Origin of the sequence: Nocardia seriolae NBRC 15557, assembly GCF_007990715.1 — a bacterium.
Classification (GTDB): domain Bacteria; phylum Actinomycetota; class Actinomycetes; order Mycobacteriales; family Mycobacteriaceae; genus Nocardia; species Nocardia seriolae.
In genome coordinates this window covers 1-16990 of sequence record NZ_BJWY01000042.1, presented here as the reverse complement: position 1 = coordinate 16990, position 16990 = coordinate 1, and the positions used below count along the sequence as shown (strand labels likewise).

The window sequence follows — 16990 nt, the reverse complement described above, 5'->3', positions numbered from 1 at the left end:
GCACCAGCTACCCCTCCATATCCTTGATCAAACCCATACAGGCATATGCCAGCTCGGGCACCACCTCGACCGGCACCCCGCGCGCGGCGGCCAGCAGCCGGATGTGCGCGTGCTCGCCCGCCTCCGGATCCCGCACCAGCACCCGCCACGGCACCCGCCGCAGCAGCACCCGGGTCGTCTCGCCCACACCGGGTTTCACGAAGTTCACACTCGAGATCCCGTATTCGGCCCGCACCCGCTCCACCGACTCCCAGCCCGCCCAGGTCGGCGTGCGATCGGCGGCCAGCAGCGCCGAGGCCTGCGCGTCCACCAGCGGGCGGACCCGGTCGAAGCATCCGCCGACCTCGTCGAGCAGCCGGTTGGAGACATCCTGATCGGCGAGCTCCCGATAGAACTTCGCCCCGTGGAACTGCCCCGGCCCGAGCAGCCGCGCATTGAGCACCGTCCGTGAAACCAGTCCCGACACCGTGGAATTCAGGCACGCCGACGCGATGAGAAAGTCGTCGCGGGTGCCGAAGGTCCGCACACAGCTCCCCGGATCGGCGAGCACCGCCAACTCCGGAGCGAACTCCGCCCCGCCCGCCGCCCGATACGCCGCCAGCGCCTCGGCGAGCTCCCGCGTGATCGCACCCTTGCCGGTCCAGCCGTCGACGAAGACGACCTGCGCCGGATCATGATGGCGCGCAAGATGATCCAGGGCCGCGAAGTCGATGCCCCGATCGCGCACGATGGACACCGCGTAGTGCGGGACATCGATCCCGCGCGCCCCCAGCCACCGCCGCATGAGCACCCCGACCGGCGTCCCCGCCCGCGCCAGCGAAGCCAGCACGATATCGCTGCCGCGTTCGGCCACCACCAATTCCGACACGGTGGCCACCGCCAGCGCCAGCCGCTCGGCACTCTCGGCGAGCACCTTGTCGAACAGCTCCCGATACGCGGCATCCGGCTGATACTCGACCGGCAGCGACTCCGCGTAATGCGCGACCCCCGCCTGAATCCGCCGCTCCCGTTCCACCACATCGGCTTCCAGGGCCACACCCGACAGATCCGTCAACAACCAGGCGACTTCGTCCGCCGCATACGACCCGAACCCCGGTCCCCGCAACGGCTCCGGCGGCCCATCCCCGGCTGCCTCGGACGGTCCGATGGTGCGTGCGTCGTCCGGCGTCCCTGCCGCACCCGCGATTTCCCGCCGGTGAGCGCCGGGGCGATCCACTGCGGCCGGATCGGCCGCGAGCGGCGCGGGGGCCGCAGCCGGTGAACCTCCCGGTCGCGGGGCGCGGGCGGCCGCAAGAGCGCGCGGGTCGGATTCGGGCAGGACGGCCAGCAGCACATCCGCGCCCGAGGCGGTGAGGACGTCGATGAGTCCGCCGGTGGCGGTGAGCCGTTCGGTGTCGGCGGGACCGTCCGCGACGACGAGCAGGATCGGCTCGGCATCCGGCGCGGGTTCGGGCCACTGGGCGTTGTAGAGGAACCGCGGAGCGTCCTCGCCGTGTTCCGGTGCGGTGAAACGGAAGCCGCGGCGCAGCGGGTAGCCGGGCTCGTCCAGGACGTAGGCCGGCGAGCGGGTGGTGGTCTGGTAGCGGCTCGGAATTCCGTTGTCCGCCAGCGCCGCGGCGATGCGCAGCGGCAGGTACATGAGCTCCTCGTGGGCGATCACGATCACCGGGCGGGGGCCACCGGCGGCCGTGGCCGTCGACGCCGCAGCGGCAGCCGGTGACTCGAGCGCCCGGGACAGCGCGGCGACCGCGCGCCCCAGGGCCGCCTCGAACTCCGGCACATCGGCGTTCAGGAAGCCGTGGCGGCCGCCCTCGGGAACCCCGTGCGGCCAGGGCAGTTCGGCGCGGGTGAAGGTGCCGCGTCGGGCAGCAACCGGATTCAGCATGGGGTCGGGCAGAGCGGCGACCATGTCGATCAGGCTGTCGGGGAGAACGGTGCGGCCGGTGGCCAGGCAGACGGTGTCGATGCGGGCTCCGAGATCGACGGCCGCCTCCTCGAATTCGTCCCGGTCGGCTGCTGTGCGCATATCCACCAGGGAGGCGAGGACGTAGTGCGTGCGCGGCGCGAAGGCGTGCAGGGCGCGGATTGCGTCCAGGGCGGTCGCGCCGGTCGAGATCTCGTCGTCGACCAGAACCAGGGGCAGCGTGCTGCCGAAGACCTCGGCGGGCATGGGCTGCAACAGGTGCGAGGTGGCGTGCGAGTGGCCCTCTTCGAAACCTGTGAGGGTTTCGGCGGTCGGCACGTCGCGGCGAGTGGAGTGCAGGTAACAGCGGGCGGCGAGGCGGGCCGCCACGGTGTGGCCCAATCCGGTGGCGGTTTCGGCGAATCCGAGGACCACGGCGTCGGCCGGTCCGAGGACGGCGCGGACCAGATCACCGAGGCGGTTGCCCGCGTCGAGGACGCGGTGCGGGTCGGTGGGCAGGTGCTTGCCGAGCACGGTCGACACCAGCAGGTGGGCGCGGCGCGGATTGCGGCGCAGGCCGGGGGAGACCAGATCGTCGATGCGCCAATCGGGTTCGAGCAAGGCGGAATCGGTGTGGCGCAAGGTGAGGCCGAGTTCCCTTGTGGCCCAAGGTAGGGCGGGATCGGCGGTCACGATTCGACCAGGGCCTTGAGCAGGTCCACGAAGGAGACTCCTTTGTTCGCGACGCCGAAGACCTTGGCGCGCAGCACGATCTGATGCGCCCAGCTGCGGTGCGGGCGCATCTCGTTCATCTTGTTGCGGTATTCGGAGGCGGCGACGCCGCCCGCGGCGGTGCTGAGGATGTGCAGGGCGTCGGCGTATTCCTCGTGCGTGACGATGGACATGGCGTGCACCACCGCCACGTGCGAGGGGTGGATGACGGTCTTGCCCTGGATGCCGTTGGCGCGGTCCAGGGTGATCTCCCGCAGCAGCCCGTCCATATCGCGGCTGACCAGCGACTGCCGGAACGGCACCGCGTCCACCTCGGCGAACGGGGAGGTGCGCAGCAGCGGCCGGAACATGCGGGCGTGATCGGCGAAGTACTCCCACACCGGCCCGGTGATGGTGAATCCGGTGCCGTCGGCGCGCCCCAGATAGTTGACGATATCGGCGATGACATCCGCGACCACCCGCACGTCGTAGATGGTCAGATCGCGGTCACGGCGAATCCCGAAGGTGGAGCACATGTCCGTGGCGCCGATGCGCACGGCGAGAATGCGTTCGCGGTGCTCGGCCAGCGCCGCGCCGATGCGGCTCAGCTCGCGGTCCCGGGTCTGGCGGTGGACCAGTGCGGGGGATTCCAGCACCGGCATCCCGAAGACGGTGCGGCCCACTGTTTCCGAGGCCGTGACGAGGGCGTGCAGATAGTCGGCGGCGCAGGTGCTCTCGAATTTCGGCAGCACGAATCCGGTCAGCGCCGCCGCGCCGGGCCCGATCCGCTCGACGATCTCGGCGATGCTCGCGGCATCGCGCACCCGCACGAACACCAGCGGATGCGGCTCGCCGCACTCGGCCAGTTCGTCCAGGGTCCGGGCGGCCTGGCGTTTGCCGTCCTCGACGGCGTGGTCGGCGACCGCGTCCTCGAGGTCGATGACCATCGAGCACACCCCGCGCTCGGCGCGCCGGATGATGGTCGAGGTGAGGTCGGGCCGGGTGGCGGGCACGTAGAGGGTCGCGCCCAAGGCCATGGCCAGCAGGTCGCGGTCGTGCGCGCCCTCGAAGGGTTCGGGCGTCCGGTGGAACAGTCTGCGCAGTTCGGGACCGTGCACCTGCCGGAAGTGCCGTAGCGGAAAGCGTTTCCGCAGGGAGACCGGGGCGAGCGCCGGATCGCTGGAAATAGTCGCGGTCATCGGTGCGGCCGTCCTCCTGCTGGCTTTCGGTCTATCTCTCGGTATTTCGCATGCGGTCGACCACTCCGGCGACGAACGCGGAGATGGCGTCGAGTTCGGACACGTAGGCCCAGTAGTCGGGATGGCGGCCGGTCAGGCCCGCACCGGCCCGGTCCAGGCGCTCGGCCTGGGCGTCGAGCACCGATCCCCATTGCGGGACCACGCCCTTGTTGACGGCCAGCATCTGGGCGTCGCGCAGTTTGAAGCGCACGGCCTTGGCGCGCTCGGCGGGCTGCTCGCGCACCTGCCGCAGCAGGGCGAGCCGATCGGTGACGGCCTCGGCGCGTTCCTCGGCGGTGGCGAGGCGGGCGCGGGCGGTGGTGGTCAGGTCGAGCGCTTCCTCCGGGTCGTGGTCGGCAAGGGCGGTCCGGGCGCGGGACAGATCCGCGGCGGCGTCGTCGACCGCTTCCCGGGCTTGCCGCTCATTGTTCGCCAAATCGCTCGATGATGCAGCGGCGAACTCGCGCAGCAGCGCCGACATGGCCGGCGCGATGCGCTCCAGCCGGTTGCGGGCGGCGTCGAGCCGGGTGGCCGCGGAGGTGACGGCGGTGGCGGCCGAATGCTGTTTCGCAGGTGCGGCTTCCAGGGCGGTGGACAACTTCCTGGTGAGGGTATCGAGCCGGGTCGCGGCATCGCGGGTGGCGCCGCCCGCGCCGGCGGCGACGGCCGCCTCGAGTGTGAGCAGTCCCTCATCCACGGCGGCCGCGCATTGCCGGATCGAGGGGTAGCCGGCGTACGGGGAGGCGTCGGCGGCCTGCCGCAGCCGCGCCGCCTGCCCGCGCACCTGCGCGACCAGTTGCGGCACCGCGCCCTGGACCGCGACCGCGTGCTCGAGGTGGGCCTGATTGCCGCGGTAGAATTCGTCCACCCCGCGCGCGGCGTCGGCGAGGCCGCGGATCACGGTGTCGATCTCGGGCTGGGTGACCGTGGCCTCGTCGCGTTCGACCTGGTCCAGCCGGTCGTTGAGGGCGAGGTAGGCCCCGGAGGCGGCGTAGCAGCGGGCCCGCACCGCTTCCCAGCGCGCGGCCATGCCGCGGTCGGGGAACAGGGCCGCCGACGCGGCGACGGCGGCCTCGGCAATGCTCTGACGCTGGTCCATATCGAGGAAGGCGGTCGTCAGAACTTGCCTGGCCTGTTGTACCCATTCGTTGTTCCGGGGCGCCCGGAAGAATCCGCGTCGACGGCCTGCCACGCCCCCGATCGTAAAAGACCCGCGCCAACGTGGCGACAAGGGCGAGCGTTCGTGCAAATCTGTCGTATGACAGTTCCCGACTGCCCTCCGGCAGTCGACACTGTGCAGCCAGGTTGACCTCGAGCTGTCCAAGACTTGGGGAAACCATTACTGTTTGAAAACGGCGGAACCGTCACACCGAACACGCCGTTAAGCAAGAGACGCACCAAACGCTTTACAACGGAAGGATTCCCACCATGGGTGTCAGTTTGTCCAAGGGCGGTAACGTTTCACTGACCAAGCAGGCTCCGAACCTGACCCAGGTGGCCGTCGGCCTCGGCTGGGACATTCGGACCACCACCGGCACCGACTTCGACCTCGACGCCAGCGCCATCGCCACCGGCGCCGACAAGAAGGCGCTGTCCGACAAGCACTTCGTCTTCTTCAACAACCTGCAGTCCCCCGAGGGCACCATCGTGCACACCGGCGACAACCTCACCGGTGAGGGCGAGGGCGACGACGAGGTCATCAATATCGACCTGGCCAACACCCCGCCGGCCATCGAGTCCATCTTCTTCCCGGTCTCGATCTACGACGCGGACTCCCGCGGCCAGAGCTTCGGCCAGGTCCGCAATGCCTACATCCGCGTGGTGGACCGCGCCAACGGTGCCGAGCTGGCACGCTACGACCTGTCCGAGGACGCCTCTACCGAAACCGCCATGGTGTTCGGCGAGCTCTACCGCAACAATGGTGAGTGGAAGTTCCGCGCCGTCGGTCAGGGTTACGCGTCCGGTCTCGCGGGCATCGCCCGCGACTTCGGCGTCAACGTCTGATTCGAACAATCAGCGACACGAAGAGGGCTCGGTCGCACGAGCCCTCTTCGCATGTCCACCCGCCCGTAACCAGACCCGCCACACGAAAGGCCCACCACGGTGCGAATATTCGGCCTCTCCATCGTCGTCACCGTCCTGGCGCTGTTCGCGGCGCTGGTCTACGGCGGCCCGACCGCGCTGGCGCTGTGCGCCATCCTCGGCATCCTCGAGGTGTCACTGTCCTTCGACAACGCGGTCATCAATGCCAGCATCCTGCAGCGGATGAGCGAGTTCTGGCAGCGCATCTTCCTGACCGTCGGCGTCGTCATCGCCGTTTTCGGTATGCGCCTGGTGTTCCCGCTGGCCATCGTGTGGATCACCGCCGGGCTCAGCCCCGTTCGCGCCTTCGACCTGGCCATGAACCCGCCCGCGGACGGCGCGCTCACCTTCGCCGACGGCAGCCCCTCCTACGAGAAGCTGCTCACCGACGCGCACCCGCAGATCGCGGCCTTCGGCGGCGCGTTCCTGCTGCTGCTGTTCTTCAACTTCATTCTCGAGGAGCACGAGGTCACCTGGCTGGGCTGGCTGGAACGGCCGCTGGCGCGGCTGGGCAAGCTGGACATGCTCGCGGTGGTGCTCACCCTGGCCGGCATCGTGATCGCCGCGGAATTCATTGCCGCCGACGATGATCGCGCGACCGTGCTGCTGGCGGGCATCCTCGGCGTGATGACCTACATCCTGGTCGACGGGCTGGGGTCACTGTTCCATGCCGAGGAACACGCCGAGGAACAGGCGGCGGCCGGACCCTCGGGCATCGTGAAGGCGACCGGCAAGGCCGCGTTCTTCCTGTTCCTGTACCTCGAGGTGCTCGACGCCTCGTTCTCCTTCGACGGCGTCATCGGCGCGTTCGCCATCACCTCCGACCCGATCCTGATCGCCTTGGGCCTGGGCCTGATCGGCGCCATGTTCGTCCGGTCCATCACGGTGTACCTGGTGCGCAAGGGCACGCTCTCGGAGTACGTGTACCTCGAGCACGGCGCGTTCTGGGCCATCGGCGCGCTGGCGGTCATCCTGCTCATCACCATCGGCGTGCACGTGAACGAGGTGATCAGCGGCCTGGTCGGGGTGGCGTTCATCGGAGCGGCGTTCGTCACCAGCGTGATTCGCAACCGGCGCGAGGGCGACGCGGAAACCGAGGACGAATCCCCGGAGCTGGAGAAGTCCTCCACCGTCGGCTGATTTCCGGCACCGTCGGTTGATCAGAGCATGCGGCGGGGGATGGCCATGTGCCGCGCCCGCCGCACCGACACCCGGGTCCAGATGACCTGCTGTAGCGCGAGGGTGCCCCAGCCCGCCAGCGCCATGCCGACCAGGTTGATCAGCAGCTGGGCGGTGCTGCCCCAGACGGTCGCGCCGTCGGCGATCGCGATGCCCAGTGCGATATTGCCCGCGGCGGGCACCGTGGTCACCGAGATGAAAACACCGGCCAGGCCAACCGATTTCGCCGACGTAATCGACAGCACGCCCGCCGCTCCCGCGATCACGGCCACGATGAACGACCATTTGTCGGCCGTGTAGATGAATTGGGTGGCCGGACGGGGACCGGTCACCTGGGCCATGGTGATCCAGCCCAGCGCCCGGGCGATGAGCGCCAGCAGCACGGTGATGCCGATGGCCGCGACGAAGCCGAGCACCAAGGTGCGCAAGGCCAGTCGCAGCAGCACGAATCGCCGCCGGACCAGCGCCACGCCCAGGGCGGCAATGGATCCGAATTCCGGTCCCAGCACCATGGCGCCGACGGTCAGGATCTGCGAATCGGTGACGATGGCGATGGAGGCGATGGCGGTGGCCAGGGTGAGGAAGCTGAGATAGGCCCAGTTCAGCTCGGTCTCCTCATAGGACCGCTGTGCCACCTCCGCCCACACCACCGCGTCGGCGCTGCTGCCCGGGGTGCGCACCTCGGCCTCGAATCCGCTGCGCGACAGCCAGGTTCCCACCTGCTCGAGCTCGATGCTGCCCTCCTGGTGCACTCGCATCTCGCGGAGCTTGCAGATCAGGTCGTTGGCGGCCTCGCGGGCGATCTGCGCGGTGATCAGATCGCCCGGCGGGCGCAGGGCCGCACCGCGGATGGCGACCAGTCCGGTCACCGCGTCATCGGCGTGCAAGACCTCGAGGATCTCGTCGGTCTTCGCGGTGGGGGAGAGAATCCGCAGGTGCAGCATGCGGACAGTCTGCCGGGTGCGGGGACGGGCAGGGCGTTGGAAACGCGCAACGGCCGGAGAGGCGATTGTTGTCGGTGGCCTGTATCACACTCGCCGGTGATGAGCCGCCACACCACCTTCCGCTACTGCCTTGACCCCACCGTCGAGCAGCAGCAGGCGCTCGCCCGCCATGCCGACGCGGCCCGGTTTGCGTTCAACAAGTCCCTGGACTTCGTCAAAACCGCTCTCACCCAACGTGAAACCGATCCCGATCAGCAGGTGCCGTGGACCGGGTTCAGTCTGATCGACGCCTTCAACACGTGGAAGGAGACCGAGGCCGCCGGCCGAGTGATCGCCGTCGACCCGGCCGGAGTCGCCGAGATCGAGGTGACCGGTCTGGCCTGGCGCGATGAGGTGTGCCAACAGGCGTTCGACGAGGCCGCCGTCGACTGCGGGCGCGCCCTGACTGCCTTCTCGGACTCCCGCACCGGCAACCGCAAAGGCAAGAAAGTCGGCTTTCCCCGATTCAAGAAGAAGAACTCGACCACCCCGGCGTTCCGGCTGCGCAACAGAACATCCAAAGCCGGTCGCGCAGCTATCCGTGTCGGCGACAACGGAATTCCCCGATCGGTGACTCTACCCCGGAACAGGGACGATCCGGGTACGGGAGGACACTCGTCGTCTGCGGCGCATGCTCGCCAACGGGCGCGCCAAAATCCTGTACGCCACAGTGTCGTTCCGAGTGGGTCGTTGGCAGCTCAGTGTGACCGTCGAGGCCACCGACCTTCACCCGGTTTTGCAGCACCCACCGCGTGCGGCCGACGATGACACGGGCTGGGCAGGTGTCGACCGCGGGCTGTCGAATTTCCTGGTCGCCGCCGACGGCATCGAGGTAGCCCGCATCGACCACCCGCCCAAACCCCTCGCGACCGGGCTGCGCCGACAACGACGGCTGGCGAAATCGTTGTCCCGCAAGAAGAAAGGATCCCGCAACCGTCAGCAGGCCGCCGCACGGCTGGCGCGGCATCATTGCCGTGTCGCCAATATTCGCCGCCACTTCCTGCATCAGGTCACCAACATGCTGGTCAAAACCCACGACCGGCTCGTTCTCGAGGACTTGAACGTAGTGGGCCTGCTCGGTAACCACTGTCTTGCGCGCGCGATCGGCGACGCCGGATGGGCCGAGTTTGCCCGAATACTGCGCTACAAACAACAGTGGCGCGGCGGCACCGTCGTCACCGCCGACCGCTGGCACCCGTCGAGCAGACGCTGCTCGACCTGCGGACAGGTGAACCCGGAGCTGACCTTGTCGGATCGGGTGTTCTTCTGCGGGTGCGGGTTTCGTGCCGACCGTGACCACAATGCGGCGGTCGACGTCGCGGTCTGGCCGATGCTCCGATGTGAAGACTCTCCTCGATCCCCGGACCCCCAAGCAGGAGGCCGGGTCACCAATGCCCGCCGACGGGAAGGCGCTGACCGACACCCTGTGGGTGCCGGTGAAACCAGCCCGGACGACGCGGGAACCGACGTTCACACCACAGCCGTGGCGTGAACCGACGAACGCCCGAGAAGGGCGGTGCCGGACGACCGAACAACGTCACTGGCACGCTGTCACGCGGCGGTTCGCGTCGGTGGTGCGATATGGCGGTCTGCGGAAACCGGGCCAAGAGCAAGGCTTTCCGGGCCCGCAACACCGAGCCCGGTCAGTGACCGCGCCCGGGCATTGACGAACAGGAAGAAGAACACCGCCAGCAGCACGGCGCGGCCCCACACGCCGACCTGCACCAGGTTCTGCTCCACCTCCGCGTTGTGGCCCGCGCCCAGGGCATAGAAGTAGCGGAAGACGCCGATGCCGATGCACGCGTCGGCCATCAGGTAGGTGACGACCAGGCTCCACGGCACTTCCAGCAGCACCAGGAACGGGATCAGCCACAGCGTGTACTGCGGCGAATGCACCTTGTGGAACAACAGGAATCCACACAGCATGGCGCCGCTGACGCCGATCCACGGATAGACACCGGCCAGTTGACAGCGCCGCCAGCCCAGGCAGCAGGCCACCGCGAAGGACACCAGGATCAACAGCGGCGAGGCCACCGACACCAGGTCCTGGAAGGACTGATTGCCACTGCGGGTATTGGCGAACAGCGGCCCCAAGCCCCAGTACCAAATGGAATTGGTGGTGATATCGGCCTGACGCAGCTGCTGGAAGGTGATCGAGGCCCGCCAGCCGTCGTAACCGGCCAGCGCGAACGGCAGATTGATGGCCACCACCGTGCCGATCGCGGTGGCCGCGACCATGAGCGCGCCGCGCACGTCGAATCGCTTCTCCCGCAAGGGTTGTTCACCGACCAGCACGTAGATCAGCAACGGCAGCACGAAGATTCCGGGATACAGCTTGAAACAGAAGCCGATCGCCAGGAATACCGCCGCCGCGATCGCCCGATCCCGCAGTGAGTACTTGGTCAGCACCGTCATCACATAGAACGCGGCCACCGCGGTGGCGACCACCGGCAGTTCCCAATTGTGGAAGGCGTAGAGCACCAGCGGCGGGCTCGCGGCCCACAGCAGCGCGGCCGGTCCGGCCATGCGGGCCAGCAGGTAGGCGGTGAGCAGCGCGAATGGGGCCAGCAGCAGCGCCGAGTGCAGCAGGAAGGCGGCGTCGGTGTGCGCGCCGAGCCCGCCGATCCACATGAGCAGGCCGCTCAGCACCGGATATTCGACCGCCCCGCCGGTGAGCTGGCCGTCGGGGGTGATGCCGCCGGTTATATACGGAAAGACGTGTTCATCGATGCCTCGGCCCAGCCACAGGTACTGAATATCGGAATCGCAGACATTCGAGTCCTTGATGACATCGAAGATCGCGCTGCGCCCGGACTCCTCGATCGACCCGCCCGCGCACCGCGCCTTGTTCACATAGGCGATCAACAATGTGACGCCACACACCAGCGTCGCGATCAACGCGATTCCACGCTGCCGAAAAAACATCGAACGGCCCGAATCGCGACGGCGAGAAACCGTTTCGCTGACGACGGGTCGGTTCGACATGGGGACCACCCTAGGTCCGCCTTCGGCGTGTCCGCTCGCCCAACTCGTGGACTGGCCCGATTTCGCTGCTCAAAACCCGCTCATGTAGCCTTGTCGGGTTGCTGACGCAACGAACCCTCCTGCCCACGGACAGTCCGTGGGCCGTTCACAGTCCACAGGAGGTGATGAGGTCCGTGCGTCATTATGAAGTGATGGTCATTCTCGATCCGAGCCTGGACGAGCGCACCGTCGGCCCGAATCTGAACACCATGCTCGGTGTCATCGGTGCCGAGGGCGGCAAGGTCGACAACGTCGACATCTGGGGCCGCCGTCGTCTCGCCTACGAGATCAACAAGCAGGCCGAGGGCATCTACGCGGTCGTCACCCTGACCGCTGAGTCCGCGACCGTGAGTGAACTCGATCGCCAGCTGGGCCTGAACGAGTCGGTGCTGCGCACCAAGGTGCTGCGTACCGACAAGAAGTAAGTCCAGTCCTCCCGCAACGTCGCTCGTAAATCGTCGGTGCCTATCTCTAGGCTGACTGGCAAACCGTGCACTGAGCCCGATCTCGGGCTCGCGCGGGCGAGCGCATTGCGGATTGCACCGGAAAGCAGGAGGAACCATGGCCCAAGGCGACACGGTCATCACCGTCATCGGCAATCTGACGGCTGACCCCGAGCTTCGATTCACGCCCGCGGGAGCGGCCGTCGCGAACTTCACCGTCGCGTCGACTCCCCGTGTGTTCGACCGTAATACCAATGAATGGAAAGACGGCGAAGCGCTTTTCCTGCGCTGCAACATCTGGCGTGAAGCTGCGGAGAATGTCGCCGAGAGCCTGACCCGTGGCTCGCGAGTGATCGTGAGCGGACGACTCAAGCAGCGCTCCTACGAAACCCGCGAGGGTGAGAAGCGCACCGTGGTCGAGCTCGAGGTCGACGAGGTGGGTCCCTCCCTGCGGTACGCGACCGCGAAGGTCAACAAGACCACCCGTGGCGGTGGTGGCGGCGGCTTCGGCGGCGGCGGACAGGGCGGCGGCGGCCAGCAAGGCGGCGGCGGCTTTTCCGGTGGTGGCAACAGTGGTGGGGGTCGTGGCGGCCAGAGCGCCGGCGACGACCCGTGGGGCAGTGCCCCCGCGGCCGGCTCCTTCGGGGGCGGGCCGATGGACGACGAACCGCCGTTCTAGACAACGGCTTTCCCCGGAATCGCCCCGACGGCCGATTCCCAGAATTTTGGAGTTGAAAGACCATGGCCAAAGCACCGGCACGCGAAAAGGTGCTGAAGAAGAAGGCTTGCACCTTCTGCAAGGAAGACAAGGCCGGCAAGAAGAACAACACCGCCGGTTCCAAGATCGACTACAAGGACACCGCGCTGCTGCGCAAGTACGTGTCCGACCGTGGCAAGATCCGCGCTCGCCGGGTGACCGGCAACTGCGTCCAGCACCAGCGCGATATCGCTGTCGCCGTGAAGAACTCGCGTGAGGTGGCCCTGCTGCCTTACGTGTCCACCGCTCGCTGAGAAGGGAAGGCACAGAGATGAAGCTCATCCTCACCGCTGATGTCGACAACCTCGGTGCGCCCGGCGACACCGTGGAGGTCAAGGACGGCTACGGCCGTAACTTCCTGCTGCCGCGCGGCCTGGCCATCGTGGCCACCCGGGGCGCGCAGAAGCAGGTCGAGGGCATTCGCCGGGCGCAGGACGCCCGTCGCGTGCGCGACCTGGACCACGCCAACGAGCTGAAGCAGGCCCTCGAGGGCCTGTCCGGCGTGTCCCTCGCGGTCAAGACCGCGGGCACCGGCAAGCTCTTCGGTTCGGTCACCGCCGCCGATGTCGCCTCGGCCATCAAGGCCGCCGGTGGCCCGGTCGTCGACAAGCGCAGCATCGAACTGCCGAAGGCCCACATCAAGAGCACCGGTAAGCACGGTGTCGTGGTGCACCTGCACCCGGATGTGGTCGCCAAGGTCGACCTGCAGGTCAACGCCGCCGAGTAATTCGGCTTGTCGGAGGTCACCTCCCCGGTGGGGGTGGCCTCCGATTTTTCTTGTTTGCCAGTTGGTGGCTGCTGTGTCTTCGGGGCTGTCGGTGCGAGGCGTCGGCATGCGTGACCCGCGGCGTTCGACCAGGTTGTGGATTGCTCAGTAAACCAACCATTCTCATTGTGTGACAGGTCACATCACGTGGCCGTCCGTTCACCCAACACGCCCGGACGTTACCGTCCAGCGACACGCCGCACCGAATTGATCCACAGTTACACACAGTGAGAATTCGGCCACTACCAGTGCATTGATTACTCCCGCCGACCGTTGTCCCCAAGTTCTCCACAGGGGGTGCACAACGGTTGGTGAACAATACCCACGTTGTCCACAGGTGTGCGCACAGCTCGGTTTGGCGGGTCGCCGCCCGGTCGCCTAGGTTCGCATTCGATGCCGTGACCACAGCCCGGGACGGCACGACTCCGTGTACCCAGCACCCCCACCACGGGTTTGCCACCGCGCCTTCGTCACTCGGCGCGCCGGTTCCGCGTGGCGGCCCGAACATGTCGGTGCGCAGGCGTACAACGGTCATGAACTCGTTCCGGGCGCGAGGAGAGAGGACGGTCGAGCCGATGGCAGTCATCGACGATCGCGGCCACGACGATCACGGACCCTCCGACTACCCCGACGCCCCCGGCGAGGACTTCGGCCGCCAGCCACCCCACGACATGGCCGCCGAACAATCCGTCCTCGGCGGCATGCTCCTGTCCAAGGACGCCATCGCCGACGTAGTCGAAGTAATCCGCCCCGGCGACTTCTACCGCCCCGCCCACCAGGCCGTCTACGACGCCATCCTCGACCTCTACGGCCGCGGCGAACCCGCCGACCCCGTAACCGTGGCAGCCACCCTCGACCGCAAGGGCGAACTCAAGCGCATCGGCGGCGCACCGTATCTGGTGACGCTGACCCAAACGGTCCCCACCGCCGCCAACGCGGGCTACTACGCCGAAATCGTCGCCGAAAAGTCCGTCCTCCGCCGCCTGGTCGAAGCAGGCACCCGGATCGTCCAATACGGCTACGCGGGTGCCGACGGCCAGGATGTCGCCGAGGTCGTAGACCGAGCCCAGGCGGAGCTCTACGACGTAACCGAACGCCGCTCCTCCGAAGACTTCGCCCCCCTGACCGACATCCTCCAACCGACGATGGACGAACTCGACTCCATCGCCTCCCGAGGCGGCATCTCCCTCGGCGTACCAACCGGTTTCACCGAACTAGACGAAATCACCAACGGCCTCCACCCAGGCCAAATGGTCATCGTCGCGGCCCGCCCCGGCGTCGGCAAGGCACTGGCCTTGGATACGCCGCTGCCCACCCCGACAGGCTGGACCACCATGGGGGAGGTCGAGGTCGGCGACCACCTGCTGGATGCGCACGGCCACCCGACCCGTTTGGTCGCCGCGACCGAGGTGCTGTCCGACCGGCCGTGCTACGAGGTCGAATTCTCCGACGGCACCGTGATCGTCGCCGATGAACAGCACCAATGGCTCACCGAGACACGGGCCTCCCGCAAATCTGCTCAGCAGGCCGCTATCGGATACAACCGGCACCGGAATCAGAAGACCTTCGCCGAGATTCGCACAACGGCCGAGATCGCGGAAACAGTGCGCTGCGCGACTGCGGATCGACGGCTCAATCACTCCGTGGCGAACGCTTCGGCACTCCAGCTGCCCGAGCGCGAATTGCTGGTTCCTCCCTATACATTGGGCGCGTGGCTGGGCGACGGCAGCTCCGCCTGCGCACAGTTGACGACCGCCGATCCCGAAATCGTGCATCGTATCGAGAACGAGGGAATCGTTGCGGCGCACTCGGAGTCCGCGCCACTGCGCTACAGCCTGCGGCTGCCCGACGATGCGCCGATCGAGCCTCGCGATTGTGTCGTCTGCGGCGCAGAGTTCGTTCCCTGCACGAGCGAGGTCCGAACCTGCGGTCGATCATGCGGCGGCAAGGCCCGTTTCATCTCCGGACCCGTACCCGCACCGACCTGCCCGCAGTGCGGCGGTCCCTCCATGGGGTTGCGCCTGTGCCAGTCCTGCCGCAATGCGGTCGGTACCGTTCAGGCCAGGCTGCGCACCTTGGGTGTGCTGGGCAGCAAGCACATCCCCGTCGAGTATCTGCGTGCCTCTGAGGCACAGCGGCGCGCCCTGCTGGCAGGCCTCCTCGACACCGATGGCACCGTAACCAATGGCGGCTCCGTTGAATTCGCGGTAACCAACCGGCAGCTGGCCCGAGACACCGAGGAGCTGATCGTCAGCCTCGGCTATCGAGTCCAGCTGTCGACCAGGCGAGTTCGCGGCCGCACCGAGGAAACCTCGACCGCCTACACTCTCACCTTCGCCACCGAGGACGAGGTCTTCGGTCTCAGCCGAAAAGAACTCCTGCACAAGAAGCGCCGTGGCGCGACCAACACCGCCCGCTCCGGTTCCCGCTTCATCGTCGACGTCCGCCCGATCCCCAGCGTCCCCGTCCGCTGCGTCGAGGTGGACAATTCCGACCACCTCTACCTGGCCGGTCGCGCCATGATCCCCACCCACAACTCCACCTTGGGTATGGATTTCATGCGCAGCTGCTCCATCAAGCACGGCATGGCCAGCGTCATCTTCTCCCTCGAAATGAGCCGCACCGAAATCGTCATGCGCCTCCTATCCGCCGAGGCGAAAATCAAACTCGGCGACATGCGCTCCGGCCGCATGAGCGACGACGACTGGACCAAACTGGCCCGCCGCATGAGCGAGATCAGCGAAGCCCCCCTCTTCGTCGATGATTCGCCGAACCTCACCATGATGGAAATCCGCGCGAAGGCCCGACGCCTCAAGCAGCGGCATGATCTCCGCCTCATCGTGGTGGACTACCTCCAGCTGATGAGCTCGGGCAAAAAGGTCGAATCACGCCAGCAGGAAGTCTCGGAATTCTCTCGAAGCCTCAAGCTGATGGCCAAGGAGCTCGAGGTCCCCGTGATCGCAATTTCGCAGCTCAACCGTGGTCCTGAGCAGCGAACAGATAAGCGGCCGATGGTGTCCGATTTGCGTGAATCGGGAAGTTTGGAGCAAGATGCCGATATGGTCATTTTGTTACATAGGCCCGATGCTTTTGAACGGGATGACCCTCGTGGCGGTGAAGCCGATTTGATTCTCGGAAAACACCGAAACGGACCAACCGCAACGATTACCGTTGCGCACCAGCTGCATTTGAGTCGCTTCGTCGATATGGCCCGCGGATAGGCGGTTTCGCGCATCTCGAACACAGATTCGAGATACAGTCGTTGAGTGCAGGCGAGCTACGCTCAAAACGAGCCGTTCGATATGTGCACCAACAACTTCCACGACGGACTGGGTGGTTTAGCCCATTCGACATCCGTAGTACGCGCCGACACCGGTGCGGCGGTAGCACTGAAGACACTGCGGCACAGCGGGGAGCGGCCACTCGTATGGTCGCTCGACCATACGATGAGGTTCATCCCCCGACCCATAACGGCGTTAACCTCTGGCGTCGACAACCTCGGGCGGGTATCCCTGGCTTCCGGTAGGTCCCTGAAGATCTCCACCGGATCAAGACTTCTGACAGTCGGCGGCTGGAAGCCGTTGGAAGAACTGGCGATCGACACCCGCATCGCGATACCTCGTTGGATCCCGCATACTCTGAACGCCACTCCGATGCCAGAGGCCGAGATAGTCATGCTGGCGCACATGATCGGTGACGGTTCCTGCGTACAGCGACAACCGATCCGCTACGCGAGCGTCGACGAGGAGAATCTGGCCGCGGTGACGACTGCGGCCATCGGCATCACCGCGATACGTGACGACTATGCACCGGCCCGCGTGACCACCCTTCGCCTTCCCGCACCGTTCCACCTCACGCACGGCAAACGCAATCCGATCGCGGCCTGGCTGGACGGCTTAGTACT

The 16990-nt window shown here is 66.9% G+C and carries 13 protein-coding genes and 2 pseudogenes; 10 read left to right on the top strand and 5 right to left on the bottom strand.

What is annotated here, in order from left to right; genetic code table 11:
* Positions 1-7: 7 nt before the first annotated feature.
* Genes NS2_RS15225 through NS2_RS15215 form a run of 3 tightly spaced genes read right to left on the bottom strand, consistent with a single transcriptional unit; the run spans position 8 to position 5044 of the window.
* Positions 8-2596, bottom strand: a complete 2589-nt coding sequence (locus tag NS2_RS15225; RefSeq protein WP_172416820.1) for a phosphoribosyltransferase — start codon at positions 2594-2596, stop codon at positions 8-10.
* Positions 2593-3813: an HpcH/HpaI aldolase/citrate lyase family protein gene (locus tag NS2_RS15220; protein ID WP_081985954.1), complete on the bottom strand. Its 1221-nt coding sequence runs from the start codon at positions 3811-3813 to the stop codon at positions 2593-2595. Before NS2_RS15220 ends, NS2_RS15225 begins: the two co-directional genes overlap by 4 nt.
* A 31-nt stretch (positions 3814-3844) precedes the next feature.
* Positions 3845-5044 (bottom strand): hypothetical protein, encoded by a 1200-nt coding sequence (locus NS2_RS15215; protein ID WP_081985953.1) that lies wholly within the window; start codon positions 5042-5044, stop codon positions 3845-3847.
* A 236-nt stretch (positions 5045-5280) separates the two neighbouring features.
* Here NS2_RS15215 and NS2_RS15210 point away from each other — a divergent pair, with 236 nt between their 5' ends.
* The gene (locus NS2_RS15210; protein ID WP_033088216.1) at positions 5281-5856 is read left to right on the top strand and encodes a TerD family protein; all 576 of its coding nucleotides are present in this window, start codon (positions 5281-5283) and stop codon (positions 5854-5856) included.
* A 99-nt stretch (positions 5857-5955) separates the two neighbouring features.
* Positions 5956-7074 (top strand): DUF475 domain-containing protein, encoded by a 1119-nt coding sequence (locus NS2_RS15205; protein ID WP_033088215.1) that lies wholly within the window; start codon positions 5956-5958, stop codon positions 7072-7074.
* Between the two features lie 20 nt (positions 7075-7094).
* On the opposite strand, the gene NS2_RS15200 is transcribed toward NS2_RS15205, so the two are convergent.
* Positions 7095-8057, bottom strand: coding sequence for a DUF389 domain-containing protein (locus tag NS2_RS15200; RefSeq protein ID WP_033088214.1), 963 nt, complete (start codon positions 8055-8057; stop codon positions 7095-7097).
* A 99-nt stretch (positions 8058-8156) separates the two neighbouring features.
* On the opposite strand from NS2_RS15200, the gene NS2_RS15195 reads away from it, so the two are divergent.
* A complete protein-coding gene (locus NS2_RS15195; protein WP_081985952.1) occupies positions 8157-8864 on the top strand; it encodes a helix-turn-helix domain-containing protein in 708 nt (235 codons plus the stop codon).
* Complete coding sequence (locus NS2_RS15190) at positions 8752-9588, top strand: RNA-guided endonuclease InsQ/TnpB family protein (RefSeq protein WP_228102979.1); 837 nt, start codon at positions 8752-8754, stop codon at positions 9586-9588. The genes NS2_RS15195 and NS2_RS15190 overlap by 113 nt, the downstream gene beginning before the upstream one ends.
* Before the next feature lie 122 nt (positions 9589-9710).
* Here NS2_RS15190 and NS2_RS15185 read toward each other — a convergent pair.
* Positions 9711-11021 (bottom strand): annotated as a pseudogene (locus NS2_RS15185) (glycosyltransferase family 87 protein); the annotation flags it as partial.
* Positions 11022-11254: 233 nt separating this feature from the next.
* On the opposite strand from NS2_RS15185, the gene rpsF reads away from it, so the two are divergent.
* The 6 genes and pseudogenes from rpsF to NS2_RS15155 all read left to right on the top strand — a co-directional run.
* Positions 11255-11545, top strand: coding sequence for a 30S ribosomal protein S6 (gene rpsF, locus NS2_RS15180; RefSeq protein WP_033088211.1), 291 nt, complete (start codon positions 11255-11257; stop codon positions 11543-11545).
* 136 nt (positions 11546-11681) lie between these two features.
* Complete coding sequence (locus NS2_RS15175; protein ID WP_033088210.1) at positions 11682-12242, top strand: single-stranded DNA-binding protein; 561 nt, start codon at positions 11682-11684, stop codon at positions 12240-12242.
* A gap of 62 nt (positions 12243-12304) precedes the next feature.
* The gene (rpsR, locus tag NS2_RS15170) at positions 12305-12574 is read left to right on the top strand and encodes a 30S ribosomal protein S18 (protein WP_033088209.1); all 270 of its coding nucleotides are present in this window, start codon (positions 12305-12307) and stop codon (positions 12572-12574) included.
* 17 nt (positions 12575-12591) lie between these two features.
* Positions 12592-13047, top strand: coding sequence for a 50S ribosomal protein L9 (gene rplI, locus NS2_RS15165; RefSeq protein ID WP_033088208.1), 456 nt, complete (start codon positions 12592-12594; stop codon positions 13045-13047).
* 614 nt (positions 13048-13661) lie between these two features.
* On the top strand, positions 13662-16307 hold the full coding sequence (gene dnaB, locus NS2_RS15160) for a replicative DNA helicase (protein WP_033088207.1): 2646 nt from the start codon (positions 13662-13664) through the stop codon (positions 16305-16307).
* Positions 16308-16352: 45 nt separating this feature from the next.
* A pseudogene (locus tag NS2_RS15155) lies at positions 16353-16990 on the top strand (LAGLIDADG family homing endonuclease); the annotation flags it as partial.